Annotated in this window: 22 protein-coding genes; 13 read left to right on the forward strand and 9 right to left on the reverse strand. The window is 71.2% G+C overall.

Annotation, left to right across the window (positions count from 1 at the left end; genetic code table 11):
- The first annotated feature begins 207 nt into the window (after positions 1–207).
- From ACKI2N_RS08130 to ACKI2N_RS08165, 8 genes are read left to right on the forward strand one after another with little or no spacing between them, the layout of a single operon-like run.
- Positions 208–1,449 (forward strand): acyl-CoA dehydrogenase family protein, encoded by a 1,242-nt coding sequence (locus ACKI2N_RS08130; RefSeq protein ID WP_420994974.1) that lies wholly within the window; start codon positions 208–210, stop codon positions 1,447–1,449.
- Complete coding sequence (locus tag ACKI2N_RS08135) at positions 1,446–3,002, forward strand: FAD-dependent oxidoreductase (RefSeq protein ID WP_426990730.1); 1,557 nt, start codon at positions 1,446–1,448, stop codon at positions 3,000–3,002. Before ACKI2N_RS08130 ends, ACKI2N_RS08135 begins: the two co-directional genes overlap by 4 nt.
- Before the next feature lie 34 nt (positions 3,003–3,036).
- Positions 3,037–4,575, forward strand: coding sequence for an ABC transporter substrate-binding protein (locus ACKI2N_RS08140; protein WP_420994970.1), 1,539 nt, complete (start codon positions 3,037–3,039; stop codon positions 4,573–4,575).
- 8 nt (positions 4,576–4,583) lie between these two features.
- On the forward strand, positions 4,584–6,164 hold the full coding sequence (locus tag ACKI2N_RS08145) for an ABC transporter substrate-binding protein (protein WP_420994968.1): 1,581 nt from the start codon (positions 4,584–4,586) through the stop codon (positions 6,162–6,164).
- A 13-nt stretch (positions 6,165–6,177) separates the two neighbouring features.
- Positions 6,178–7,095: an ABC transporter permease gene (locus ACKI2N_RS08150; protein WP_420994965.1), complete on the forward strand. Its 918-nt coding sequence runs from the start codon at positions 6,178–6,180 to the stop codon at positions 7,093–7,095.
- Between the two features lie 2 nt (positions 7,096–7,097).
- Positions 7,098–8,054, forward strand: a complete 957-nt coding sequence (locus ACKI2N_RS08155; protein ID WP_420994963.1) for an ABC transporter permease — start codon at positions 7,098–7,100, stop codon at positions 8,052–8,054.
- An 11-nt stretch (positions 8,055–8,065) separates the two neighbouring features.
- Positions 8,066–9,097, forward strand: coding sequence for an ABC transporter ATP-binding protein (locus ACKI2N_RS08160; protein WP_420995112.1), 1,032 nt, complete (start codon positions 8,066–8,068; stop codon positions 9,095–9,097).
- On the forward strand, positions 9,094–10,125 hold the full coding sequence (locus tag ACKI2N_RS08165) for an oligopeptide/dipeptide ABC transporter ATP-binding protein (RefSeq protein ID WP_420994961.1): 1,032 nt from the start codon (positions 9,094–9,096) through the stop codon (positions 10,123–10,125). Before ACKI2N_RS08160 ends, ACKI2N_RS08165 begins: the two co-directional genes overlap by 4 nt.
- A 48-nt stretch (positions 10,126–10,173) precedes the next feature.
- Here ACKI2N_RS08165 and ACKI2N_RS08170 read toward each other — a convergent pair whose 3' ends face one another.
- Together ACKI2N_RS08170 and ACKI2N_RS08175 are read right to left on the reverse strand one after the other, a co-directional pair.
- Positions 10,174–11,172 carry a TauD/TfdA dioxygenase family protein gene (locus ACKI2N_RS08170; RefSeq protein WP_420994959.1) on the reverse strand — a complete coding sequence of 333 codons (999 nt, stop codon included), beginning with the start codon at positions 11,170–11,172 and terminating at the stop codon, positions 10,174–10,176.
- Between the two features lie 260 nt (positions 11,173–11,432).
- Positions 11,433–11,606, reverse strand: a complete 174-nt coding sequence (locus ACKI2N_RS08175; protein WP_420994957.1) for a hypothetical protein — start codon at positions 11,604–11,606, stop codon at positions 11,433–11,435.
- A 28-nt stretch (positions 11,607–11,634) separates the two neighbouring features.
- Here ACKI2N_RS08175 and ACKI2N_RS08180 point away from each other — a divergent pair, with 28 nt between their 5' ends.
- The 3 genes from ACKI2N_RS08180 (at position 11,635) to groL (ending at position 15,480) form a co-directional block, all read left to right on the forward strand.
- Positions 11,635–13,248: a carboxylesterase/lipase family protein gene (locus tag ACKI2N_RS08180; protein ID WP_420994955.1), complete on the forward strand. Its 1,614-nt coding sequence runs from the start codon at positions 11,635–11,637 to the stop codon at positions 13,246–13,248.
- Positions 13,249–13,462: 214 nt separating this feature from the next.
- Complete coding sequence (locus tag ACKI2N_RS08185; protein ID WP_420994953.1) at positions 13,463–13,753, forward strand: co-chaperone GroES; 291 nt, start codon at positions 13,463–13,465, stop codon at positions 13,751–13,753.
- Positions 13,754–13,848: 95 nt separating this feature from the next.
- On the forward strand, positions 13,849–15,480 hold the full coding sequence (gene groL / locus ACKI2N_RS08190) for a chaperonin GroEL (protein WP_420994950.1): 1,632 nt from the start codon (positions 13,849–13,851) through the stop codon (positions 15,478–15,480).
- A gap of 109 nt (positions 15,481–15,589) precedes the next feature.
- Here the strand turns inward: groL and ACKI2N_RS08195 are convergent, their stop codons facing one another.
- Together ACKI2N_RS08195 and ACKI2N_RS08200 are read right to left on the reverse strand one after the other, a co-directional pair.
- The gene (locus tag ACKI2N_RS08195; protein ID WP_420994948.1) at positions 15,590–16,198 is read right to left on the reverse strand and encodes a nitroreductase family protein; all 609 of its coding nucleotides are present in this window, start codon (positions 16,196–16,198) and stop codon (positions 15,590–15,592) included.
- 236 nt (positions 16,199–16,434) lie between these two features.
- Positions 16,435–17,439 (reverse strand): molybdopterin-binding oxidoreductase, encoded by a 1,005-nt coding sequence (locus ACKI2N_RS08200; RefSeq protein ID WP_420994946.1) that lies wholly within the window; start codon positions 17,437–17,439, stop codon positions 16,435–16,437.
- 109 nt (positions 17,440–17,548) lie between these two features.
- On the opposite strand from ACKI2N_RS08200, the gene ACKI2N_RS08205 reads away from it, so the two are divergent.
- Positions 17,549–18,295 (forward strand): AraC family transcriptional regulator, encoded by a 747-nt coding sequence (locus tag ACKI2N_RS08205; protein WP_420994944.1) that lies wholly within the window; start codon positions 17,549–17,551, stop codon positions 18,293–18,295.
- A gap of 42 nt (positions 18,296–18,337) precedes the next feature.
- Here ACKI2N_RS08205 and ACKI2N_RS08210 read toward each other — a convergent pair whose 3' ends face one another.
- Positions 18,338–19,276 (reverse strand): cyclase family protein, encoded by a 939-nt coding sequence (locus ACKI2N_RS08210; protein ID WP_420994942.1) that lies wholly within the window; start codon positions 19,274–19,276, stop codon positions 18,338–18,340.
- Between the two features lie 330 nt (positions 19,277–19,606).
- Between ACKI2N_RS08210 and ACKI2N_RS08215 the strand changes: the two genes are divergently transcribed.
- Positions 19,607–20,260, forward strand: a complete 654-nt coding sequence (locus ACKI2N_RS08215) for a ProQ/FinO family protein (RefSeq protein ID WP_426990736.1) — start codon at positions 19,607–19,609, stop codon at positions 20,258–20,260.
- Between the two features lie 248 nt (positions 20,261–20,508).
- Here ACKI2N_RS08215 and ACKI2N_RS08220 read toward each other — a convergent pair whose 3' ends face one another.
- The 4 genes from ACKI2N_RS08220 to ACKI2N_RS08235 all read right to left on the reverse strand — a co-directional run bounded on the left by ACKI2N_RS08220 (position 20,509) and on the right by ACKI2N_RS08235 (position 24,261).
- Positions 20,509–21,072 (reverse strand): DUF882 domain-containing protein, encoded by a 564-nt coding sequence (locus ACKI2N_RS08220; RefSeq protein WP_420993730.1) that lies wholly within the window; start codon positions 21,070–21,072, stop codon positions 20,509–20,511.
- Between the two features lie 19 nt (positions 21,073–21,091).
- Complete coding sequence (locus ACKI2N_RS08225) at positions 21,092–22,693, reverse strand: L,D-transpeptidase family protein (RefSeq protein WP_420993731.1); 1,602 nt, start codon at positions 22,691–22,693, stop codon at positions 21,092–21,094.
- Positions 22,690–23,145: a universal stress protein gene (locus tag ACKI2N_RS08230; protein WP_420993732.1), complete on the reverse strand. Its 456-nt coding sequence runs from the start codon at positions 23,143–23,145 to the stop codon at positions 22,690–22,692. Before ACKI2N_RS08230 ends, ACKI2N_RS08225 begins: the two co-directional genes overlap by 4 nt.
- Positions 23,146–23,253: 108 nt before the next feature.
- Positions 23,254–24,261 (reverse strand): zinc-dependent alcohol dehydrogenase family protein, encoded by a 1,008-nt coding sequence (locus ACKI2N_RS08235; protein WP_420993919.1) that lies wholly within the window; start codon positions 24,259–24,261, stop codon positions 23,254–23,256.
- Between the last annotated feature and the right edge of the window lie 137 nt (positions 24,262–24,398).

Below are 24,398 nucleotides of genomic sequence, written 5' to 3' on the forward strand. Positions count from 1 at the left end.
GAAATCGGTCTTTGTCGTGCGCAACCGGAGTTCGCACAATGCGTGTCCATGACTGAGCCGCATGGCCGAGCGCCGCCATCGGCCTGCCCCTCGCCTTGCCTGTTCCGCCGCCGGCCGCGGCGGCGCGGACAAGACGGCGGCCGCCTGCCAGCCTGCCCGGGGCGCCAAGCCTGTCGCCCGGCAACCGCATCGAAGAAGACGCCCTCCATGTCCGCCGTTCTGGAAATCCACCCCGCCCGTGCCGCCGGCCTGCCCGACGCGCCGCCACCCGCCGCGTCCACGGCGCGGCAGCCGGACCTGCAGGCGCTGCGGCAACTGGCCGAGACGCGCTTCGCGCCGCGCGAACGCGCGCTGCACGAGGCCGCCGCGCTGCCGCTGGAAAACCTGCGGGAGCTGCATGACGGCGGCTGGCTGCGCCTGACCCTGCCCGAGTCGCTGGGCGGCGCCGACAGCCGCCTGGGCACCGGCGCCGCGCCCACCTACCTGCAGGCGATCCGCACCGTGGCGCGCGTGTCGCCGGGCACGGCGCATTGCCTGCAGGTGCACAACCACGCCTTGTGGACCGTGCTGGAGGCCGGCACGCCCGAGCAGCATGCGCGCTTCCTGGCGCCGCTGCAGCGCGAACTGTCCCTGTTTTCCTTCATCGGCAGCGAGCCGGGCCTGGCTCCGGGCGCGGCGCGCTTCCAGACCACCGCCACGCCGGAGGCGGGCGGCTTGCGCGTGCATGGCCGCAAGCAGTACGCCACCAATGGCGTGGCGCGCGGCTACGGCATCGTCTTCACCTCGCTCGACGGCGCCGGCGGCAGCCAGGGCGAGGGCGGCATGGCGGCCAACCACCAGATGGTGATCGTGGAGCCCGGCATGCCCGGCGTCTCGCAGGACGACGACTGGTACGCGCCCAGCGGCATGCGCGTGGCGGCCAGCCCGCAGATCCGCCTGGAGCAGGTCAGGGTGCCGGCCAGCCATGTGCTGGGCCAGCCCGGCGAGTACCTGCGCGGCCGCTGGCAGGGCCGTTTCCACCTGGGCTTCACGGCCAACTACCTGGGCATGGGCGAAGGCATCCTGCAATGGTCGCTGGCATGGCTGCGGCAGTTCCCGGAACGGGTGGCCGATCCGTTCGTGCAGGCCCATGTGGGCGAGGTGCAGGTGGCGCTGCAGGCCGCCGCCGCGGCGCTGGACCACGCGATCGCCGCGTGGCGGCAGCCGGACGTGCAGCGGGCCGAGCTGGTCTCGATGGCCGCCAAGTCCACCTGCGCGCAGGCCGCGGTGCTGGCGGCCGACACGCTGGGGCGCCTGACCGGCTCCACGGCGCTGTTCGACGATCATCCGCTGGGACGGCTGATCCGCGACCTGAAGACCCACATCCTGCACGTGGGCCACGACCGCACGCATCAGACCATCGGCGCCGCCGCGCTGGGCCAGGCGTTCGATTCCACGCGCCAGCGATGAGCGCGCGCAGCCTGGCGTGCGACGTGCTGGTGGTCGGCTATGGCGCGGCCGGCGCGGCGGCCGCCATCGAGGCCTCGGACGCCGGCGCGGAGGTGCTGCTGGTGGAGAAGATGCCGTCGCCGGGCGGCCTGTCGGTGGTGTCGGCGGGCGGCGCGCGCATGGCCTTCGACGCCGGCGCGGCGCTGTCCTATCTGCGCCATACCTGCGGCCAGCGCACGCCCGACGACGTGTTGCGCGTGCTGGCCGACGGCATGCACGATTTTCCCGCCTGGCTGGCGGCGCTGGCGCGCGACATCGGCGCCGAGCTGGTGCTGCGCCCGGCGCCCGGCAACTACCCGTTCGACGGCTTCGAGGCGCTCGGCTATGCCGAGGTGCAGGCGCTGCCCGCCGGCCTGGCGTTCCGGCATCCGGTGCCGCAGCGCGTGCGCGACGTGTCGCCCGCGGGGGCGCGCTTCTTCGGCCTGCTGCAGGCGCACGTGGAGCGCCGGCCGGTGTCGGTGCTGACCGCCACGCGCGTGGCGCGGCTGGTGCGCGATGCCGACGGCGCGGTGCGCGGCGCGGCGCTGGAGGACGCGCGCGGCAGCCTCTCGGTGCAGGCACGGCAGGGCGTGATCCTGGCCTGCGGCGGCTTCGAGGCCAGCGCGCGCATGCAGAGCGACTGGCTGGAGCCGGCGCAGGTGCTCAACGGCAGCTTCCTCGGCAATACCGGCGACGGCATCCGCATGGCCCAGGAGCTGGGCGCGGACCTCTGGCACATGTGGCATTTCCACGGGCCCTACGGCTTTCGCCACCCGGACCCCGCGTTTCCCTACGGCCTCTACGTCAAGAATTTCCCGATGTGGACCCCGGGGCTGCCGACCGCGCACCTGCCGGCGATGCCGTGGATCCTGGTGGACCAGCTCGGCCGGCGCTTCGCCAACGAATACGAGCCGTATCCCGGCGACACCGGCGTGCGCCATTTCTCCCACCTCGACGGCAACCACGGCCGCAACACGCGCCTGCCCGCGCTGATGGTGCTGGACGCGGACGGCTTCGCCATGTACCCGCTCGGCCGCTTCGTGGCGCACGACACGCAGCAGTCGTTCGAATGGAGCGCGGACAACCGCCGCGAGCTCGAACTGGGCATCTTCCGGCAGGCCGCTTCGCTGGCCGCGCTCGCGGAGCTGGCCGGCGTGCCCGCGCCGGCGCTGGCGGACACCGTGCAGGCGTGGAACGCGGCCTGCGCGCGCGGCCACGACGCGGCGTTCGGCCGCCCGCCCGCCACCATGCGGCCGCTGGCGCGCCCGCCGTTCTACGTGGCGCCGGTATGGCCGCTCGTGATCAATACCCAGGGCGGCCCCGTGCACGACGCCTGCCAGCGCGTGCTGGACGTGCGCGGCCACGCCATCGAGGGCCTGTACGCGGCCGGCGAGCTGGGCAGCGCCTTCGGCCATCTCTACATGGCCGGCGGCAACCTGGCCGAGTGCCTGGTCGGCGGCCGCGCCGCGGCGCGGCACGCGGTCTCGCGCGCGCGCCGCGGCGCTTCCGGCGGCGCGCAGCGCGCCGCGGCCTGAACCCAACACCAACCGAGAGAGAGGGACCTGTTTCATGAAGGCTGTTTTGCGAATGACCGGCGCGGCCGCCGCGTGCCTGATGCTGTCGGCCGGCGCGGCCCATGCCGTGGGCGGCAAGCCCGCCGTCGACAAGCAGACGCTGGTGGTGGCGCTCGCCTCCGGGCCCGGCAACCTGGACCCGCAGGTCGCGCCCAGCGTGGATTCGGCCAAGTACGCCTGGAACGTGTTCGACACGCCCTACGGCTTCGACGTGAAGGGCAACCTGGAGCCGCGCCTGGCCACCTCGTACAAGATCAGCGAGGACGGTCTGGTGTTTACCTTCGCCATCCGCAAGGGCGTCAGGTTCCACAACGGCGACAGCCTGAGCGCGCGCGACGTCAAGTACTCGCTGGACCGCATCCTCGACCCGGCCACCAAGAGCACGCGCCGGCCGTTCTTCGTCAACGTGGTGGAGAGCGTCCAGGCGCCCGACGACGGCACCGTGGTGATCCGCCTGCGCAAGAAGGACGGCGCGTTCCTCAACAAGGTGGCCGGCTACCTGTACGTGGTGCCCGAGGCCTACACGCGCGGCCTGGGCTCGCCCGAGGCGTTCGCGCGGCAGCCGGTGGGCACCGGCCCCTATCGCGTGGTGTCGTACCAGATCGGCCAGTCGCTGGAGCTGCAGCGCTTCGCGCAGTTCTGGGGCGAGGCGCCGAAGGTCAACCGCATCGTCTACCGCTTCGTGCCCGAGGCCAGCAGCCGCGTCAACGCGCTGCTGGCCGGCGAGATCGACCTGGCCACCGACATCGCGCCCACCGAGGTGGAGCGCCTGCAGGCCAACCCGGGCCTGCGCAGCCTGTCCGTGCCCGGCGGCAGCCCGGTGTTCGTGCGCGTGTACGCCAACGATCCGAAGACGCCGCTGTCGAAGCCGCAGGTGCGGCTGGCGCTGAACTACGCCATCGACAAGGACGCGCTGATCAAGAACGTGTTCCGCGGCCGCGCCGCGCCGCTGCGCTCGCACATCCCGGACAGCTACCCCACCGATCCCAACAAGGGCCTGAAGCCGTTCGCCTATGACCCGGCGCTGGCCCGCAAGCTGCTGGCCGAGGCGGGCTATCCGCAGGGCTTTTCCACCAGCCTGATGTGCACCACGCCGACCTTCGAGCGGGCCTTCTGCGAGGCCATCGCCGCGTATTGGGCGCAGGTGGGCGTGAAGGCGCAGATCCGGCTGATCGAGTCCACCGCGTCCAACCGCCTGAACAACACGCACCAGAGCGGGCCGCTGTTCCTGTCGCACTTCGGCAATGCCATCTACGACCCCATCCACGTGGTGGGCGGCTCCATCGCCAAGGACGGCACCTGGGCCGACTACGACAACCCGGCCGTGCAGGCGCTGGTCGACGAGGTGGAGGGCGTCAACGACCCGGCGCGCCGCACCGAGATCTTCGGCCGCCTGCTCAAGCTGGCGCGCGACGACGGCCAGGCGGTGCTGATCGCCGAGCCGCAGCTGAACTACGTGGCCGACTCCGCCTTGCAGTGGTCGCCGCAGATCGCCGGCTGGAGCTTCAACTTTCGGCAGGTGACCTGGAAATGAAATCCGCCATGAACCACGAGACCCGCGATATCCACCGCACCCGCAACATGCGTCGCCGCAAGGCGTTCCTGGCCGCCGCCGCGGCGGCCGCGCTGGCGTGGGGCTTCGCCACGCCGGCGGCGGCCATCGACGGCAAGCCCGCCGTCGACCGGCAGACCGTGGTGGTGGCCATCACGGCGCTGCCGGCCAATCTCGATCCGCTGATTCCGCCCAGCATCGAATCGGCCAAGTACGCGTGGAATGCCTTCGATTCGCTGTACGGCTTCGACCGCCAGGGCAACCTGGAGCCGCGCCTGGCCACCGGCTACGAGATCAGTCCCGACGGCCTGGTGTGGACCTTCCGCCTGCGCACCGGCGTGAAGTTCCACAACGGCGACGCGTTTTCCGCCGACGACGTGAAGTTCTCGATGGACCGCGTGCTGCAGCCCGAGACCAAGAGCACGCGCCGGCCGTTCTTCGCACCGGTGGTGGAGTCGACCACGGTCAAGGATGCGCACACCGTGGTGTTCCGGCTCAAGAAGAAGGACGGCGCCTTCCTCAACAAGCTCGCCGGCTACCTTTACGTGGTGCCGCGCAAGTACGTGCAGGGGTTGCCGAATGCCGACGCCTTCGGCCAGGCGCCGGTGGGCACCGGCCCGTGGAAGATCGTGCAGAACCAGGTCGGGCGCGAGCTGGTGTTCGAGCGCTTCGACGGTTTCTGGGGCAAGAAGCCCGGCGTGGCGCGGCTGGTGTACAAGGTCATCCCCGAGCCCAGCAGCCGCGCCAGCGCGCTGCTGGCCGGCGAGATCGACCTGGCCACCGAGGTCGCGCCCACCGACCTGGAGCGCCTGGCGTCCAACAAGGGCCTGGCGGCCGAGGCGGTGGACGGCGGCAGCCCGCTGCACATCCGCATCTACGCCAGCGACCCGGCCTCGCCGCTGTCGAAGCGCGAGGTGCGGCTGGCGCTGAACTACGCCGTCGACAAGAAGGCCCTGATCGCCAGCGTGCTGCGCGGGCAGGCGGCCGAGCTCAACGCGCTGATTCCCTCGAGCTACCCCTATGGCAGCAACCCGGCGCTCAAGCCGTTCGAGTTCGACGCCGCCCGCGCCCGCCAGCTGCTGGCCCAGGCCGGCTACGCCAAGGGCTTCGACACCAGCCTGACCTGCCCGAGCAACCAGCCGCGCGCGATCTGCGAGACGCTGGCCGCCTACTGGGGCCAGGTGGGCGTGCGCACGCAGATCAAGGTGATCGACTCGATCGCCTACAACCGGCTCAACAACACGCACCAGAGCGGGCCGCTGGTGGTGATGGGCTTCGGCAACGCCATCTACGACCCGATCCACGTGATCGGCGGCGCGGCCATCAAGGACGGCACCTGGTCGGACTACACCAATCCGGAGGTGGAGAAGCTGGTGGCGCAGGTGGACGGCGAGTCCGACCGCGCGCGCCGCGACGCGATCTTCCGGCAGGTGCTGCAGATCGCCCGCGACGACGGCCAGGCCGTGCTGCTGGCCGAGCCCAAGGTGCTTTACGTGCAGGACCCCCGGCTCGGCTGGAAGCCGCAGGTGGCCGGCTGGAGCCTGAATTTCCGCGAGGTGGCCTGGAAGTAGGCCGGGAGCTGCCATGCTGAACTACATCCTCAGGCGCATCGGCCAGTCGGCGCTGACGGTCTTCCTGGTCATCGCGGTGATCTTCACGGTGGTGCGCGCCATCGGCGACCCCACCCACCTGATGCTGCCGCCGGAAGCCACCGAGGCCGACCGCCAGGTACTGCGCGAGCAGATGGGCCTGGACCGCCCGCTGCCGGTGCAGTTCGCCAGCTTCGTGGCGGACCTGGCGCACGGCGACTTCGGCACCTCCTACCGCTTCTCGCGCCCGGCCCTCGGCGTGGTGGCGCAGGCGCTGCTGCCCACGCTGATGCTGGCGGTGGCGGCGTTGTGCGTGGCGGTGCTGATCGGCCTGCCGCTGGGCGTGGCGTCGGCGCTGTGGCCGCATGGCGCGGCCGACCAGTTCGCCAGGATCTTCACCGTGCTGGGGCAGGCGGCGCCGCCGTTCTTCTTCAGCCTGGTCTTCGTCAAGGTGTTCTCGCTGCAGTTCGGCTGGTTTCCCACCGGCGGCTACGGCACCGTCTCCCACCTGATCCTGCCCATGTTCGCGCTGGGCTGGTACGCGGCGGCCGGCGTGGCGCGGCTGACGCAGTCGAGCATGGCCACGGTGCTGCATTCGGAGTACGTCAAGTTCGCCCGCATCAAGGGCGTGCCCGAGCACGTGATCGTGCTGCGTCACGCGCTGCGCAACGCCATCCTGCCGGTGATCACCTTCGTGTCGCTGCAGTTCGGCGTGCTGCTGGGCGGCGCCGTTTCGGTGGAAGTGGTGTTCGCCTGGCCCGGCGTGGGGCAACTGCTGCTCGATTCCATCAACAACCTCGACTACACGGTCGTGCAGGCCGCCGTGACGGTGGCCGCGCTCGTCTTCGCCGTGGTCAATCTCGCGGTGGACCTGGTCTACGCCGTGGTCGATCCCCGTATCCGCTATGCCTGACCATGCCTGACACTATCCACGCGTCTCCCCAGGGCCGGCCCGCGATCCGGCCTCTCGTGCCGCCACTCGCGCGGCCCGCCGACATCCGCGAAATCCCAGCCGAACCCGCGCCGAGCAGCGGCGGCCACGCGCGCTCCAGCCAGCGGCTGGCGCGCGCGCAGCGCTGGGCGGCGCTGGCCATCGTGCTGGCGGTGTGCGCCTGCGCCGTGCTGGCGGAGTGGCTGTCGCCGTTCGACCCGGTAGCCATCTCGCTTTCCGACACCTTCCAGCCGCCATCGCTGGCGCACTGGATGGGCACCGACCAGCTCGGCCGCGACATCCTCGCGCGCGTCATCCACGGCGCGCGCGTGTCGCTGGCGATCGCGCTGGTCGTGGTCACGCTGGCAGGCGTGCTCGGCACGCTGCTCGGCGTGGTCGCCGGCTACGCGGGCGGCGCGGCCGACGCCGCCATCATGCGCCTGACCGACATGCAGCTGGCGTTTCCGGCGGTGATCCTGGCGCTGGTGCTGGCGGGCGTGATCGGCGTCAACATGAGCAACCTGGTGGTGGTGCTGACGCTGGCCAACTGGGCGCGCTTCGCCCGCATCACGCGCGGCGAGGTGCTGTCGCTGAAGTCGCGCGAGTACGTGCTGCTGGCGCGGCTGGCCGGCGCCAGCCCGGCGTGGGTGATGCTCAGGCATATCGTGCCCGGCATCGCGGGCATCCTGGTGGTGCTGGCCACGCTGGACATCGGCAGCGTGATCATCCTGGAAGCCACCATGAGCTTCCTCGGGCTGGGCGTGCAGCCGCCCATGGCCTCGTGGGGCTCGATGATCGCCGAGGGCCGCGGCCAGCTCAGCACCGCGTGGTGGGTCTGCGTGATGCCGGGCGCGGTGCTGATCGTCACCGTGCTGGCCGTCAATCTGCTGGGAGACGCGTTGCGCGACAAGCTCAATCCCGTCATTCCCGAAACCTGGTGAACGGGGGCCGCATGGACATCCTGCTGCAAGCGCGTGGCCTGACCACGCAACTGATTACCCGCAACGGCACCATCACCGCGGTCGACCAGGTCAGCCTGGCGGTGCGCAAGGGCAGGGTGCTGGCGCTGGTGGGCGAGTCCGGCTCGGGCAAGAGCATGACCTGCGCCTCCATGCTCGGCCTGCTGCCGGCCAACGGCAAGGTGGTGGGCGGCGAGGTGCTGTTCCAGGGCCGCGACCTGCTGCGCATGCCCGCGCGCGAGCTGCGCAAGGTGCGCGGCCGCCAGATCGGCATGGTGCTGCAGGATGCCATGACCTCGCTCAACCCGCTGCTCACCATCGGCGAGCAGGTCGGCGAAGTGTTCCGCTGGCACCACGGCGTCACCGACCGCCGCGAACTGCGCCGCCTGAGCATCCAGGCGCTGGAGGCGGTGCGGATTCCCGCGGCCGCCGAGCGCCTGGACAGCTACCCGTTCCAGTTCAGCGGCGGCATGCGCCAGCGCGTGTCCATCGCCATCAACATCGCCTGCTCGCCGGACCTGCTGATCTGCGACGAGCCCACCACGGCGCTCGACGTGACCGTGCAGATGCAGATCCTGGGCCTGCTCAAGGAGCTGCAGGCCACGCGCGGCATGACCATCGTGTTCATCACGCACGACCTGCAGCTGGCCGCGCAGTCCTGCGACGACGTGGCCATCATGTACGCGGGCCGCATCGTCGAGCAGGGGCCCATCGCCGAGGTGTTCGCGCATCCCGTGCATCCGTACACCGAGGGACTGCTGCGCGCCATCCCCTCGCTGTCCGGCGGCGGCGACGCGCCGCTGCGGACCATTCCGGGCACGCCGCCGCTGCCGCGCGACTGGGCTGCCGGATGCCGCTTCGCGCCGCGCTGCCCCGAGGCCGCGGACCGCTGCCACGCCGCCTATCCGAACTGGTTCGAGTGGGACGACGGCCGGCGCCGCGTGGCCTGCTGGCACACCGTGCAGCGCGTGGATGCCGCCTACGCGCCCGTTCCCAACCCCGCGGCCAGGCAGAAAGTCGCATGAGCGCAGCCACCGCATTCATCCGCGCGGAAGACCTGCGCAAGCAGTACCAGCTGCGCCGCGGCCTGTTCGGCAAGGGCAAGACCCTGCATGCCGTGGCCGGCGTGGATTTCGAGGTGCCCGCCGGCAGCACTTTCGGGCTGGTCGGCGAGTCCGGCTCGGGCAAGAGCACGCTGGCGCGCCTGTTGCTGGCGGCCGAGCCGGCCAGCGGCGGCCGGCTGCACGTGGACGGCAAGCCGCTGTCCACCGGCACGGCGCGCGAGCGCAAGGCTTTCCACCGGCTGGTGCAGCCGGTGCTGCAGGACCCTTATGCCTCGCTGAATCCGCTGATGCGGATCGGCGACATCGTGTCCGAGCCCATGCGCATCCACGGCCTGGCCAAGGGGCCGGCGCTGGCCGCGCGCGTGGCCGCGCTGCTGCAGTCCGTCGGCCTGACGCCGTCGCTGGCGCAGCGCTTTCCGGGCGAGCTCAGCGGCGGCCAGCGCCAGCGCGTGGCGATCGCGCGGGCGCTGGGCCTGGCGCCGCGCGCGCTGGTGCTGGACGAGCCGGTGTCGGCGCTGGACGTCTCGATCCAGGCGCAGATCCTCAACCTGCTCAAGGACATCCAGCGGCAGCAGGGGCTGACCTATGTGCTGATCTCGCACGACCTGGCCGTGGTGGCCTACATGAGCAGCCAGATCGGCGTGCTGTACCTGGGCGAGTTCGTGGAGCTCGGCAGCCGCGACGACATCATCCGCAACCCCCGGCATCCCTATACGCGGGCGCTGATGGCCTCCAGCGAGAGCCGTGTGGAAAGCGGCGCGGAGAGCGGCGCGGCGGCGGTGGCGGAGATCCCGTCGCCGATCGCGCTGCCGCCGGGCTGCCGCTTCCAGTCGCGCTGCCCGCATGCCGCGCCGCGCTGCCGCGAGCACAAGCCGGCGTTGCGGGAGGTGGGGCGGGAGGTGGGGCGGGAGGTGGGGCAGAAGGTCGGGCCCGACGCCGGGCCGGAGGCCGGGGCCGCGCATCGCGTGGCCTGCCATTTCGATCTCTGAGCGGCCGCCGGCGCCGTCAGGGCGCGGCCCGCGCCGCGCCGGCCGCGTTCAGTAGGCCGCGCCGTGCACGGCCAGCACCGGGTCGCCCTGGATCGCGGTGGACGGGCGGCCGTCCAGCCCGCTCGGCACGTGGCCGACCAGCGTGGCGCGGTAGAGCTGGCGTTCGAAGTCCAGCGCGAAGATGTCCTGCGGCGCGACGTGCGCGGTCGAGCGGTTGTCCCAGAAGGCGATCGAGCCCGGCTCCCACTTGAAGCGCACCGTGAATTCGGCCTTGACCGCGTGCTCCCACAGCAGCTCCAGCAGCACCCGGCTCTCGCGCCCGCTCAGGCCGACGATGCGCTTGAGGAAGCCCGGGCTGACGTAGAGCACCGGCTCCTGCGTCTCGGGGTGCACCGTCACCAGCGGGTGTTCGGTCACCAGCGTGTTGTTCTCGACCAGCGCCTGGTAGGCCCTGGACGGCGTCTGGCCCTGCGGCGGGCTGAAGCGGTGCTCGCCGCGCAAGGTGGCCACGAAGCGCCGCAGCGGCTCCGACAGCGCCGCGTAGGCGGCCGCCAGGTTGGTCCACTGCGTGTCGCCGCCGTAGGGCGGGATGGTCACGCCGCGCAGGATGGAGGCCGCGGGCGGATTGTGCGCCGCCGTGACGTCGGCATGCCAGCCGGTCCACGGGCGCACTTCGGCCTGGCCGCCGTGGCCGTTGTTGGCGCTGCGGTACTTGGCGATGGAGTACAGCTCGGGATGCCCGTCGACGTGGCCGAACACCGGGTGGCCCACCGTGAGCTCGCCGAACTGGCGCGCGAACGCGACGTGCTGGTGGTGGTCGAGCGGCTGCTCGCGGAAGAACACCACCTTCCAGCGCAGCAGCGCCGCGCGCACGGTGGCCACTTCGCCGGCCGACAGGGGCCGGCTCAGGTCGAGGCCGCGGACCAGCGCGCCGATGTGCGCGGACTGGGGCTGGACCGCCACGTGGCGCGTGGCATCGAGCGCATGGCGCAGGCGCTCGTCCAGGGCGAGCGTGTGGGCGGCGTAGGCCGGCAGAGGATTGTTCATCTTGGTTCCATCAGGGTGGGCGTGGGCGCGCCGGGCGGGCCGGGAAGGCATGGCGCCGGATGCTGAACGTTAGCGATGCGGGGGGCGCCGGTCAAACGACTTATCCGGCTTTCCTTATGCGCGCGCCGCGCTTGGCGTCGTTTCGGAGCGCGGCCGGGCTGGCAGCCATGTGATTTTCCGGATACCGATATGACCGAAGATTCGTATCGGGCGGCGCAGGAGTTCAATTAGTCTTGGCGCTTCTCTTTTCGGCGGGTGCTTCAATGCCGGGCGTCCGCCGGACGGATCTCCTTCCAGGAATCGCTCGTGGCTTCCAGCATGTCTTCTTCCTCCTCTTCCTCTTCCTCTTCCTCTTCCTCTGTTTCCGCCTCCTCCCCGCCATCCCCCTCGCCATCCCCCTCGCGTCCTGCGCGCCGGACCTTTCTGCTGGGCACGGCGCGCTCCGGCGTCGCCGCCGCCGCGGTGAGCGCGCTCCCGGCCTGCGCCGGGCTCGCCGGCACCGGCGAGCCGGTCGTCGAGACCACGCTGGGCCGCGTGCGCGGTGTGCATCGGCAAGGCGTGTACGCGTTCAAGGGCGTGCCGTACGCCGCCAGCACGGCCGGCGCTAACCGCTTCCGGCCGCCGCTGCCGCGCGAGCCCTGGTCCGGCATCCGCGACGCGTTCGAGGGCGGCGCTTCCGCGCCCCAGCTCGCCGCCGGCAGCCCGGCCGAGTTCGCCTGGTACTGGTCGACGATTCCGGCCAGCGAGGATTGCCTGTCGCTGTCGCTGTTCACGCCCGGCCTGCGCGGCTACAAGCGGCGCCCCGTGCTGGTGTGGCTGCATGGCGGCGCGTTCGCCGCCGGCGCGGGCACGTCGGCCGGTTTCGACGGCAGCTACCTGGCCTTGTCGCAAGACGTGGTGGTGGTGTCGGTCAACCATCGCCTCAACGTGCTCGGCTCGCTGTTTACCGGCGAGCACGCGGACCAGCTCGCGCCGGAATCGGCCAATGCCGGCACACTGGACCAGGTGGCCGCGCTGCAATGGGTCAAGGCCAACGCGGAAGCGTTCGGCGGCGACCCAGGCAACATTACCGTGTTCGGCCAGTCCGGCGGCGCCGCCAAGGTGACCGCGCTGCTGGGCCTGCCGGCGGCCCGGGGCCTGATTCAGCGGGCCGTGGTGCAAAGCGGCTCCGGCGCATGGAAACTGGCCAGCGCGGAGAACGCCGCGCGTGCCGGCCATGCGTTCCTGCGCGAGTTCGGCCTCACCGCGGCCAACGCCGGGCGCCTGCGCGAGGTGCCGGTGGACAAGCTGATCGCCGCGTTCGGCAAGGTGGCGGCGGCCGGCGGCGGCGTCAGCGAGTTCCGCCCCACGCTCGACGGCCAGGTGTTCGCCACGGACCCGTTCGACCCGGTGGCGTCGCCGCTCGCGGCCGACATTCCGTTGCTGATCGGCAATGCCGCGCAGGAAGCCACGTTCTTCCTGGCGTCCGATCCCAGCAACTTCACGCTGTCGGCCGGGCAGGTGCGCAAGCGCGTGCAGCGTTTCGTGCGTCTCGGCGACGCCGACACCGACCGCCTGATCGCCGCGTACCGCGACATCGACGGCAAGGCGACGCCGAGCGAACTGCTGATCGCCATCGCGGGCGACTACAACTATCGCCTGCCGACGCTGGCGGTGGCCGACCGCAGGGCGCGCAACGCCGGGCTGAAGCCGGGGCAGAAGGGCGCGCCGGTGTACGCCTACCAGTTCGAATGGAAGTCGCCGGCGCGCGGCGGCGCGTTGGGCTCGCCGCACACATCCGAAGTGCCCTTCATCTTCGGCACGCTCGAGGCGGCGCGCGCGCTGGTGCAGGACAGCCCGGACCAGCTCGCGGTGCGCGACCGCATGGGCGCGATCTGGGCGCAGTTCGCGCGCACCGGTAACCCCGGCACCGACGCAGTCGCCGGCTGGGCGCCCTACGATCCGGCCACGCGCACCACCGCGCTGCTGGGCAAGGGCTGGCGCACGCAGGCGGACCCGGCGGCGCGTGCGCGCGCGGCCTTTTCGTCCGTCCCGCTGTACGAGTACAGCTTCCCCGTGTCGTTCACGCGGGACTGAGCGCCCGCGGCCTGAGAGCCTGCGCGGCCGCCCGCATGCCCTTGACTAAGGAAATGCGAAACAAGCAGTTGGCGGGCCGTGGGAGCGTTCCTATACTCGGCACTCGCCGGCATCGAGTGCTGATCGCCCGCACCGACGCGCCGGAACGCGCCGGCAATGCATCGCGATGCGCTGCCGGCCCGATCCGATTTCATTTCCCATTCTGGAGCCCAGCATGAGCCTTCGCCCGCTGCACGACCGTGTCCTGGTCAAACGGTCCGACAACGAAACCCGCACCGCATCCGGCATCGTCATCCCGGACAGCGCCGCCGAGAAGCCCGACCAGGGCGAGGTCGTGGCGGTCGGCCCCGGCCGCCGCAACGAGGCCGGCGAGCGCATCGCGCCCGACCTGCGCGTGGGCGACCGCGTGCTGTTCGGCAAGTATGCCGGGCAGGGCGTCAAGGTCGACGGCGAGGAACTGCTGGTGCTGCGCGAGGAAGACGTGGTCGCCGTGGTCGAGCGCTAAGGCGCTAAGGCGCTAAGGCGCCGACGCGCAGCATGCCGCCGGGCTGCCGCCGCGGCGGCCCGAACCAGCCAGACAAACACACAGGAAATACAGCAATGGCAGCAAAAGACGTAGTGTTCAGCGACGTGGCACGCGCCAAGGTGGTGGAAGGCGTGAACATCCTCGCCAACGCGGTGAAGGTCACGCTCGGGCCGAAGGGCCGCAACGTGGTGCTGGAGCGCAGCTTCGGCAGCCCCACGGTGACCAAGGACGGCGTGTCCGTGGCCAAGGAGATCGAGCTGCAGGACAAGCTGCAGAACGTGGGCGCGCAACTGGTCAAGGAAGTGGCCTCGCGCACCAGCGACAACGCCGGCGACGGCACCACCACCGCCACCGTGCTGGCCCAGGCCATCGTGCGCGAAGGCGTCAAGTACGTGGCGGCGGGCCTCAACCCGCAGGACCTCAAGCGCGGCATCGACAAGGCCGTGGCGGTGGCCATCGAGGAGCTGCGCCGCATCAGCAAGCCGACCACCACCAGCCGCGAGATCGCGCAGGTGGGCACCATCTCGGCCAACGGCGAGAGCGCCATCGGCGAGCGCATCGCCGAGGCCATCGACCGCGTGGGCAAGGAAGGCGTGATCACCGTGGAAGACGGCAAGTCGCTCGGCGACGAGCTGGAAGTGGTGGAGGGCATGCAGTTCGACCGCGGCTACCTGTCTCCGTATTTCATCAACAACCCCGACAAGCAGGTGGTGGTGCTGGAGCAGCCGTTCCTGCTGCTGGTGGACAAGAAGATCTCCAGCATCCGCGACCTGCTGCCGGTGCTGGAGCAGGTGGCCAAGGCCGGCCGCCCGCTGCTGATCATCGCCGAGGACGTGGAAGGCGAGGCGCTGGCCACGCTGGTGGTCAACAACATCCGCGGCATCCTCAAGGCCGCGGCGGTCAAGGCGCCGGGCTTCGGCGACCGCCGCAAGGCGCTGCTGGAGGATATCGCCGTCCTCACCAACGGCCAGGTGGTCGCCGAGGAAGTGGGCCTGTCGCTGGAAAAGGTCTCGCTGGAAGCGCTGGGCCAGGCCGCGCGCGTGGAGATCGGCAAGGAGAACACCACCATCATCGACGGCGCCGGCGATGCCGGACAGATCCAGGCGCGCGTCAAGCGCATCCGCACCCAGATCGACGAGGCCACCTCCGACTACGACCGAGAGAAGCTGCAGGAGCGCGTGGCCAAGCTGGCCGGCGGCGTGGCGGTGCTCAAGGTGGGCGGCGCCACCGAGGTGGAGGTCAAGGAAAAGAAGGCCCGCGTCGAAGACGCGCTGCATGCCACGCGCGCCGCGGTGGAGGAAGGCATCGTGGCCGGCGGCGGCGTGGCGCTGATCCGCGCGCGCCAGGCCGTCAAGGACGTGACCGGCGCCAATCCCGACCAGCAGGCCGGCATCAAGATCGTGCTGCGCGCGCTGGAGGAGCCGCTGCGCCAGATCGTCACCAACGCCGGCGAGGAAGCCAGCGTGGTGGTGGCGCGCGTGGCCGAGGGCACCGGCAATTTCGGCTACAACGCGGCCACCGGCGAATATGGCGACCTCGTGGAGGGCGGCGTGGTCGACCCGACCAAGGTGACGCGCACCGCGCTGCAGAATGCCGCCTCGGTGGCCGGCCTGATCCTGACCACGGACGCGGCGGTGATCGAGCTGCCCAAGGCCGATGCCGGTCCCGCGCTGCCGGGCGGCGCGCCGGGCGGGCTGGACTTCTGAGCCCGCGGGTAGCCGAGTGAAAAGGCCGCCGGCATTGCCGGCGGCCTTGCTGTTTCGGGCTGGCCGCGCGGGAGTCGGCCCACGCGCCCACGGGCCGACGCGCCGACTTTTACGCGGCGGGCTGGTCCTCGAACGCGAAGCGTCCCTCGGCCACCAGTTGTGCCAGCGGCAGCCGCTGGTTGGGCTGCTCGCGCGCCTGCAGCGCTTCGGGCAGTTGCGCCTTGTCGCCCCGCTTGCCGATGGCGACCACGGCCTCGATCGCGTAGTCGTCCGGCACCGCCAGCGCCTCGCGCAGCCGGGTCTTGTCGAAGCCGCCGATGCCATGCGCGTGCCAGCCCGCCAGCGTTGCCTGGAAGGCCAGGCTGGCCCAGGCCGCGCCGGCATCGAAGGAATGCGTGGCGATGTCCTGCGGTTCGCTCTTGCCCGGCGGAATCCACACCTTGCGCGACAGGATGGCCACCAGCGCCGACGCGCCGCGCGCCCAGCCCTGGTTGTACTCCGACAGCGCGCCGAAGATCGGCTCCCATGCGGGGGTATCGCGCCGGCCATAGACGAAGCGCCATGGCTGGGCGTTGTAGCCCGACGGCGCCCAGCGCGCCGCCTCGAAGAAACGCAGCAGCGTGGCGGGGTCGACCGGCTCGCCGGTAAAGGCGCGCGGCGACCAGCGCTGCAGGAAAAGCGGGTGGATATCGTGCTCGGTGCTGCGGGGCTGCGACATGAAAGCTCCTGGTGAGGTCGGCGTGCGGGATCGGCTCGCGCCGCCCGGGCCGGCGGGCGGCGGCGAAACCCGGAGAAGGTCCGGGAGAATTCCAACACGGCCGCGCGCGACGTTCCCACGAATATTTGCGTACATGCTTACTCGGATCGTCGCGTATGCGGCAGGCGGCCGCCATCGGCCGCGGGCACGAAGAAAGCCGCCGCGGTAGATCTGCCGGCTTGCCGCCGGCAAGGCGTTCACTGCGCGGGCGGGGCCGCGAACACCTCCAGGCTGATCAGGTTCGAGACATAGCGGCCGGCCTTGCCATCGTTGGGAATCACCAGGCGTGCAAAGCCGTTGCCGCCCAGGCCGGCGCCGTTCATGTCGTACGCGATCAGGTCGGGCTGGTTGCCGAAGCCGGGGTCCAGTTCGCCAAGCGAGATCAGGGCCTTGTAGCCATCGCTGCCGGTGGCAACCGCGTACATGCCGAGCGAGGCGTTCTTGGCGGCCGGATCGGTGGCGAGACCGACGGTGGTGTTGAGCAGGTCCCACAGGCTCACCCCGGTGTAGGTGTTGCCGCCGACGGTGCGCGTCACGGCGGGCAGGGCCAGGAGCGCGGCCGCATCGAAGGTCATGCTCTGCTTGACCGCGCCGCTCACCGTGAACTGCGTCGAGACGGCGCCGTCGGTGGCGGCCACGGTGGAGCCCGACGCGCGCACATCCAGCCGCACCAGGCCCGACACATAGCGGCCGCCCTTGCCGTCGCCGGGCGCGGTCACGCGCAGCGGGCCATCGGTGCTGAGCGCCGCCGTGGCGCCGTTGAGCACTTCGGCGTACGCCACCAGGCTCGGGCGGTTGCCAAAATCGGGATTCAGCTCGCCCAGCGAGAACACCGTCTTGTAGCCATCGGAGCCGGTGGCCAGCACGTATTTGCCCAGCACGTCGTTCTTGACCGCCGCATTGACCTGGATGCCCAGGCCATTGAGCAAGGTCCATAGCGAGGCGCCCACGTAGGTGTGGGTCTGCGCGCCGGTGCCGCTGGAAAAATTGACGGTCTGCGTGATCGCGGGCTGCGTCTTGAGCTGCGTCAGCGTGACGGCGCCCGGGCGGTCCAGCGCGCCGCCGACCTGCACGGCGCTCTCCGGCTGCGTGGGCGGCGCGGGGGTGGGCGGCGGATCGTCCGAGCCGCCGCAGGCGGCCAGCAGCAGCGGTACGAACACCAGATTGAATGCGGCCAGCAACGGATGCTTGCGTGCGAGCATGGGGTCTCCTCCCTGTAGAGTGCAGCTGTTGTCTGTCGTTGGGTACGACGAGCCTTGTTTTCGTTATATTTACTCTAACATAACGCTATCCGCCCCGGCCGCCGGGCGGATGGTGGTCTACTTCCGCGCCTACAGGATTCCCGCCGGGACGGTGGTCCAGCCCCACCGGCACGCATGGTGGCAGTTCGCCTACGCCCGCGAGGGGATCATCCACGTGACCCTGAGCCATTCGACCATTGTCCTGCCGCCGCAGTACGGCATGTGGATTCCCGCGAACGTGAGGCACACGGTGCTGGCGGCCGACGACGTCGCTCTCGAAAGCCTCTACATCCGGTCGATACCCGACGGCGTGGCGGCTGCCGACGGCCGCGTGGTGGTGGTGACGGACCTGGTGCGCGAGTTCATTCACTACGCATGCCGCAAGATCGGGCGCCGCTATGACGAGGCCGGCCCCGACGGCATCAAGGTCCGCGTCTTGCTGGATCTGCTGGGGGAGCTCCCGGACGCGCCGCTGAGCCTGCCGCTTCCCGCGGACGAGAAGCTCCTGGAAATGTGCAATGCCATTCAGCGGCTGCCGGAGCGCCCGCATAGCCTGACCGGCTGGGCGGGCGAACTCAATATGTCGTCCCGCACGCTGGCACGCCATTTCGCCAGGGAGACCGGCATGACGTTCCTGGCGTGGAAGCAGCGGCTGAGGCTGCTGCAATCGCTTGGCTTGCTCAAGAAGGGCCACAGCATCACCCGCATCGCGCTGGATCTCGGCTACAGCAGTGCCTCGGCGTACATCTATGCGTTCAGGAAACTGTTCGGCGCGCCGCCGAACCGGTTCAGGGCCGGGGACCAGCCGCCGGAGTAGGCGGCAGGCATCGGCGGCAAGCCGGCCTCCCGGCCACGGGCATCACCGGATCGCCACCGGGTTGACGTTGACCTGGGTGGAGCCGACGTACAGCGGCTGGCCGAGCACGAACAGGAATTCCCAGGCGCGGTCGCGCACCAGCGCGCGGCTGTCGATGAGCTCGAGGTTGTAGATGCCGTGCTTGGCGAGCATGTACTGGTTGACCGGGAATTCCTCGCCGCTCGGGTTGGGATAGACCTCCGAGGCCCAGGTGTCGCCGCCGAAGGCGACGATGCCCTGCGCGGCGAGCCATTGCGCGGCTTCCATGTCGATGCCGGGCTCGGTGTCGAGGAACTGCTTGTCGTCCTTGCCGATCAGCTCCAGCCAGCCGGTGTGGAACAGGACCACGTCGCCCTTGCGCAGCGTGATGCCTTCCTGTTTCAGCACGGCCTGGATGTCGGCCACGGTGAAGGCGGTGCCGCCGGGGACGATGGCCTTGCCGAAGTGGGCCGTCATGTCGAGCACCACGCCGCGGGTGACCAGCGGCGGCACTTTTTCGATGCCCAGTTTCTTCACGCCTTCGACGGTGACGAAGTCGGTGGCCTTGTTGCCGTTGTAGTAGACATGGTCGATGCCGATGTGGCCGATGCCGTTGAGCTGGGTGCCCACGCCGGTCCACGCCACGGCCATTTCGTCGTTGAAGCTGAACTTGTTCGGCCCCAGCGTCTGGCCGCCCTGTTCGCCGGGCTGCACGTTGTAGAGCCGGAAGCTGCGGTGGCGGAAGGCGGGCAGGTCCTTGCTGACGGGCACGGCGAGCGGATAGGTCTTGCCGGTCCTGACCAGCCCGACCGCTTGCTTGACCACGTCGGGGCTCAGCAGGTTGGCGGCGCCGATCTCGTCGCCGGGGCCGTAGGCCGACGGATACCAGTCGCCGGTGGCGCCGGCCGTGCCGGCCGCCAGCGCGAGCGCCGCGGCCAGTGCGAGTTGCTTGATGCGTTTCATGTCTGTTTCTCCTGAGGGGACGGATGCGTTGCAGGTGGTGTGTCTCGGTTGCCGAGTGTGCCTGCGCGACTTTTGCGTAAAAAGTGGGCTATGCGCGAAAGATATTTGACGGTGAAGCAAGGATGGGGTGGCCCGCGCCGTCGGTCCCGCACGCCGGATACAAAGCAATCCGCGCCGGCAGCCGCCAGGATTGTTAGACTCTAGGGTTGCCGCTGGCCCGTTCCGGTCCTCACGGCTGGTCCTTCTGATATCTTCCGGGCATACACCGGGGGATGGCGAACGGGAATGGTTGCCACCTGGCACGAACAACTTTCTTGAAGCGGATGCACTATGGGTTTTGAACAACTTGCCGCGCTGAAGCAGCAACTGGCGGCGCAGGCGAAAGAGGCCAAGGGCGCGAAAGGGCCCGCGGAGGGCAAGGAGCGCAGAGAGGCCAGGCCGGCCAGGGAAGCCAAGGACGGCAAGGACGGCAAGGACGGCGGGAAGCGCAAGAGCGCGCCGCGGCCCGAAAGGAAGGAGCCCGTCGATCCGGTGGTCGAGTCGATCTGGCGCCTGCAACGGCACTTCCCGCGGGCCTTCCCCAAGAATCCCGCGCCCAAGCTGCCGCTCAAGCAGGGCATTCTCGACGACGCCGCCCAGCAGCTCGACACGCTGGGCCTGACCCGCGAGCAGTTGCAGCAGGCCATCGCCGCCTGGTGCCAGGGCAGCCGCTACTGGGCGTGCCTGGTGGACGGCGCGGCGCGCGTCGACCTGCAGGGCAATCCGGTGGGCAGCGTGACGACGGACCAGGCCGCGCGTGCGCGGCGCCAGGGCGCGCGCCGCGCTCCGGGGCGCGCGCGCGGCGGCCGTCCGGGCGGCGCGCGCGCGGCCGCGGGCGCGCAGGACAGCGGCGCGGCCGCGAATGCGCCGGCGCCCGCCGAGGCGCCGGTGACTGCCGCTGCACCGGCATCTGCCGATACACCGGCGCCTGCCGACGGCGCCTGAGCGCCGCGCGGCAAGCCGGCCCCGTTCCCGCGCTCGGGCGAGCCGCCGGCGGGTAACGGACAGCAGGACAGCAGGGCAGGACAGCGGGGCAACAAGGCAGGGGTGACCACGCAACTGCCGCGCCGGGCCGGCTCTCGCGCCCGGCCCTCCTGCGGCCACGCGGGCCGCGCCTCGCACCACTCGCGCACCACTCGCGCACTACCGCGCGCCAGCTCCACCTCCATCTGCTTCCACCGGCCTGCGGGCGGCTACCAGTCGCGCACGCGCCCGGTATCCGCGTGCACGAACTGCTCGCGCGGATAGAAGCCCACGCCGCCGCCGCGCAAGGACAGCGCGGCGTCGCGCAGGTCGGCCAGCGGCACGCCGGGCAGGCGGATGTCGATGGCCTTGCCGTCCATGTGCAGGCTGTGGCTGGCCACGCCGCCGCCGCGCGTCTTGCGCAGCCGCGCGTTGGTGGCCGGGCTGCGGTAGCCGGAGATCACCTGGAACGGGTTGTCGCAGCACAGCGTGCGCTGCAGGCGGTAGAGCAGCGCGAACAGTTGCGGGTCGATGACGCCGGCCTGGCCGCTGTAGTGGTCGCGCAGGAAGTGGTTGAGCGCGGCCAGCGACGCCGGCACGAACTGTTCGCCTACGGCGAAGACCACCGAGATGCGCTCGCCGGTATGGGTGTGGTCGAACGACAGGCTGCGCGCGTCCGGCAACGCGGCCAGCCCGGCAAAGGCGGGCCGGGCCGACAGCGGCAGCACGGTGCCCGCGACGGCCAGTTGGGCCGAGCGCGACAGGAACACGCGGCGTGGAGAGGGCTTTGGCATCGGGCGTTGCCTCCGGGCTTCAGGCTGGGGTTGCGGCGGGCGCGGCTGCGGCCGGGCGCCGCGCCGGGCGCTGCCGCAGGGCGCGGTCCAGCAGCTTGTCCAGCCCGTAGATATCGTTGAAGAAATAGACGCGCCCGTCGGCCTTGACGATGGCCGTGCCGTAGGCCAGCACCACCGGCAGCGGCGCCTGCAGCCGCAGCGTGCTCGACTGGCCTTTCTCCATGGCCTGGCGGATGCGCGCGTCGGTCCAGCCGGGCATGTCGCGCAGCACGAAGCCGGCCAGCGCCACCGGGTCTTCCACGCGGATGCAGCCGTGGCTGAGGTCGCGGCGGTCGCGCGTGAACAGTTGCGGCGCCGGCGTGTGGTGCAGGTAGATGTTGTCGTTGTTGGGGAAGATGAACTTGATGTCGCCCAGCGCGTTGAGCGGCCCCGGGCGCTGGCGTATGCGCATCTGCCCGCGCTGCACGGCGTCGAGGCTGGCCGCCGACAGCACGGTCGACACCTTGCCGTCGGCGCCGACGAACTCCAGGCCCTGGCGCGCGAAATAGCCGGGATCGCGGCGCAGCCTGGGCAGGGTTTCCGCGCGCGCGATGGAAGGCGGGATGTTCCAGTACGGGCTGAACTCGATGAAGCGCAGGTCTTCCTTGAACAGCGGCGTGCGCGTATCGAGCGCCTTGCCGACGATGACCTTCATCTCGGCCCTGACCTGCACGCCGCCGTCCTCGACATCGTAGGCGCGCAGCACGAACTCCGGCACGTTCACCACGATCATGCGCGGGCCGTCCAGCAGCGGCGTCCAGCGCAGGCGCTCCAGCGTGAGCTCGATCTGGCGCGCGCGGCTGGCGGGAGAGACGTTCAGCTGCGCGAACGTGCCCGCGCCGACCACGCCGTCCGGCTCCAGCCCGTGGCGCAGCTGGAACGCCTTGACGCCGCTCACCAGCGCCCCTTCGTAGCGCCCGGGAGTGGCCGTGCCGGCGGGCAGGTCGCCGAGCGCGGCCAGCCGTTGCGCCAGCGCGGGCAGGCCCGCGTAGGGCTGGCCGGGCGCGAGCCTGGCGGCGGGCAGCGGCGGCAGCGGCGCCTGCCAGGCGGGATCGGCGGCCAGCGCGCGATAGCGGGCAAGCGCGTCGCGCAGCGCGCCATAGAGCGGGAACGAGGGCGGGGCCTGGCGCGCCGCCTCGGGCAGGCGGTGCGCGGCGACGGCCGCGCGCAGGTAGCCGGCGGGGTCGAAGCGCTGGTCGGCCGCCGCGGAAAAATTCTCGTGGATGGTGCGCGGATCGATCCGGCCGCCGTGCAGGTCGGCGAGATAACGTTCCATGGCCGCCGTCAGTGCCTGGTCGAGCCGGTCCGCGGCGTCCGGCGCCAGCGGCGGCCCGTCCTGCGCCTCGGCGAGCGCGCGGCGCAGTGGCCCGGCGTCATAGTCGCCGGGGTCCAGGCCGTCGGCGGCGGCCCCGGCGAGGATGCCCGCCGCCTGCTGCGCTTCGGCGAGCGGGCGGCCCTGCGCGAACCACAGCCCGTCGCCGGCGGCCAGCGCGCCCGCATGCCAGGCCAGGGCCCAGGCGGCCAAGAGGGCGGCCGCGCCGGCGCGGCCGCGGGACCGGGCAGCCTTGTCTGCCGCGCTCATTCCTTGATTTCGCTCCGGATCAGCAGCACCGGCTTGCTGCTTTCGCGCACCACGCCTTCGGCCACGCTGCCCAGGACCAGGCGCTTGACGCCGCGGCGCCCGTGCGTGCCCATCACGATCAGGTCGGCGCCCCAGCCGTCGGCTTCGCGCACGATGGTTTCCGCGATCAGGCCCGGGGAGACCGGGTTTTCGATCAGCTTGGTCGAGTGGCGCACGCCGGCCTCGGCCAGGCGCCGCGCGGCGGCGTCCAGCGTTTCCTCGCCCATCTTGCGGATGTTGTCCATCAGCCAGGACGGGTAGGTGGTGCCGGCGAAATAGAACACGTCGGTGTCGTCGGCCACGAACAGCGCCTTGACTTCGCTGCCGGTCGCCTTGGCGACGATGATGGCCTGGCTCAGGGCAAGGTCCGATGAGCGGCTGCCGTCCACCGCGAGCAAGATCTTTTCGTACATGGTGCGTTTCTCCTGGCTAAGCAGCCGCTGCGTTCGCTTGGCGGCCTTCGCGGGGCATCGCCTTGGTCTGGAGAATAAGGGCCGGCGCGGCCGCCGTGTTGACGCACGTCAAGCGCCCGCGCCGATGCGCAGCACGGCGGCGCCGCTGAGCCGGCCCGAGCGCAGGTCGGCCAGCGCGTCGTTGGCCTGCTCCAGCGCATAGACCGTGATGCTGGTGCGCAGCGGCGTGGCCTGCGCGATCCGCATCAGTTCCTCGCCGTCTTCGCGCGTGAGGTTGGCCACCGAGACGATGGAGCGCTCCTCCCACAGCAGCCGATAGGCAAAGGCCGGGATGTCGCTCATGTGGATGCCGCCGCAGACCACCGTGCCGCCCTTGGCGACGGCTTGCAGCGCCAGCGGCACCAGCGCGCCGACCGGCGCGAAGATCAGGGCGGCGTCGAGCGCGCGCGGCGGCGGCTGGTCGCTGGGGCCGGTCCAGCACGCGCCGGTAGCGCGCGCCAGCTCGCCGGCGGCGGCGTCGCCCGGGCGCGTGAAGGCGAAGATCTCGCGCTGCTGCGCCACCGCGACCTGCGTCACCAGGTGGGCCGCCGCGCCGAAGCCGTAGATGCCGATGCGGCGCGCCGGTCCCGCCATGCGCAGCGTGCGGTAGCCGATCAGGCCGGCGCACAGCAGCGGCGCGGCGTGCGCGTCGTCGTAGCGGTCGGGGATGCGGAAGCAATAGCGGCTGTCCGCCACCACGTACTCGGCGTAGCCGCCGTCGCGCGTGTAGCCGGTGAACTGCGGCGCGTCGCACAGGTTCTCGCGGTGCGCCGCGCAGAACGGGCAGTGCCCGCAGGTCTGGCCGAGCCACGGCACCCCGACCCGGTCGCCGGCGGCGAAGCCGGCGACGCCTTCACCGCACGATTCGATCCGGCCGACGATTTCGTGGCCGGGAATCAGCGCGGGCTTCGGTTGCGTCAGTTCCCCGTCGACGATGTGCAGGTCGGTGCGGCAGACCCCGCACGCGGTCACGGCGATCCGCACCTCGCCGGGGCCCGGCACCGGCACCGGCACGCGGGCCGGGCGCAGCAGCGGGCCGCTGCCGTCGAAGATCATCGCCCGCATCCATTTCTGCATCGCTGCCTCCTGGCCGGCGGCCGGCATGGATTTTCCCCTTCCCATGCTAGGCCACGCGGCGCGGGCCCGCTTGCGCCGCGTCAAGGCGGCTGCATGCGGCGTGCATGCGGCGTGCATGCGGCGTGCATGCGGCATGC

This window comes from Cupriavidus sp. 30B13 (genome assembly GCF_049059565.2).
GTDB lineage: Bacteria > Pseudomonadota > Gammaproteobacteria > Burkholderiales > Burkholderiaceae > Cupriavidus.

Coding starts and splice junctions, on each gene's coding strand:
- ACKI2N_RS08215 (WP_426990736.1), top strand. CDS start 19,607: ATGGGTTTTGAACAACTTGCCGCGCTGAAGCAGCAACTGGCGGCGCAG.
- ACKI2N_RS08140 (WP_420994970.1), top strand. CDS start 3,037: ATGAAGGCTGTTTTGCGAATGACCGGCGCGGCCGCCGCGTGCCTGATG.
- ACKI2N_RS08205 (WP_420994944.1), top strand. CDS start 17,549: ATGGTGGTCTACTTCCGCGCCTACAGGATTCCCGCCGGGACGGTGGTC.
- ACKI2N_RS08135 (WP_426990730.1), top strand. CDS start 1,446: ATGAGCGCGCGCAGCCTGGCGTGCGACGTGCTGGTGGTCGGCTATGGC.
- ACKI2N_RS08195 (WP_420994948.1), bottom strand. CDS start 16,198: ATGTCGCAGCCCCGCAGCACCGAGCACGATATCCACCCGCTTTTCCTG.
- ACKI2N_RS08220 (WP_420993730.1), bottom strand. CDS start 21,072: ATGCCAAAGCCCTCTCCACGCCGCGTGTTCCTGTCGCGCTCGGCCCAA.
- ACKI2N_RS08130 (WP_420994974.1), top strand. CDS start 208: ATGTCCGCCGTTCTGGAAATCCACCCCGCCCGTGCCGCCGGCCTGCCC.
- ACKI2N_RS08235 (WP_420993919.1), bottom strand. CDS start 24,261: ATGCAGAAATGGATGCGGGCGATGATCTTCGACGGCAGCGGCCCGCTG.
- ACKI2N_RS08145 (WP_420994968.1), top strand. CDS start 4,584: ATGAACCACGAGACCCGCGATATCCACCGCACCCGCAACATGCGTCGC.
- ACKI2N_RS08155 (WP_420994963.1), top strand. CDS start 7,098: ATGCCTGACACTATCCACGCGTCTCCCCAGGGCCGGCCCGCGATCCGG.
- ACKI2N_RS08160 (WP_420995112.1), top strand. CDS start 8,066: ATGGACATCCTGCTGCAAGCGCGTGGCCTGACCACGCAACTGATTACC.
- ACKI2N_RS08150 (WP_420994965.1), top strand. CDS start 6,178: ATGCTGAACTACATCCTCAGGCGCATCGGCCAGTCGGCGCTGACGGTC.
- groL (WP_420994950.1), top strand. CDS start 13,849: ATGGCAGCAAAAGACGTAGTGTTCAGCGACGTGGCACGCGCCAAGGTG.
- ACKI2N_RS08170 (WP_420994959.1), bottom strand. CDS start 11,172: ATGAACAATCCTCTGCCGGCCTACGCCGCCCACACGCTCGCCCTGGAC.
- ACKI2N_RS08200 (WP_420994946.1), bottom strand. CDS start 17,439: ATGCTCGCACGCAAGCATCCGTTGCTGGCCGCATTCAATCTGGTGTTC.
- ACKI2N_RS08210 (WP_420994942.1), bottom strand. CDS start 19,276: ATGAAACGCATCAAGCAACTCGCACTGGCCGCGGCGCTCGCGCTGGCG.
- ACKI2N_RS08225 (WP_420993731.1), bottom strand. CDS start 22,693: ATGAGCGCGGCAGACAAGGCTGCCCGGTCCCGCGGCCGCGCCGGCGCG.
- ACKI2N_RS08230 (WP_420993732.1), bottom strand. CDS start 23,145: ATGTACGAAAAGATCTTGCTCGCGGTGGACGGCAGCCGCTCATCGGAC.
- ACKI2N_RS08165 (WP_420994961.1), top strand. CDS start 9,094: ATGAGCGCAGCCACCGCATTCATCCGCGCGGAAGACCTGCGCAAGCAG.
- ACKI2N_RS08185 (WP_420994953.1), top strand. CDS start 13,463: ATGAGCCTTCGCCCGCTGCACGACCGTGTCCTGGTCAAACGGTCCGAC.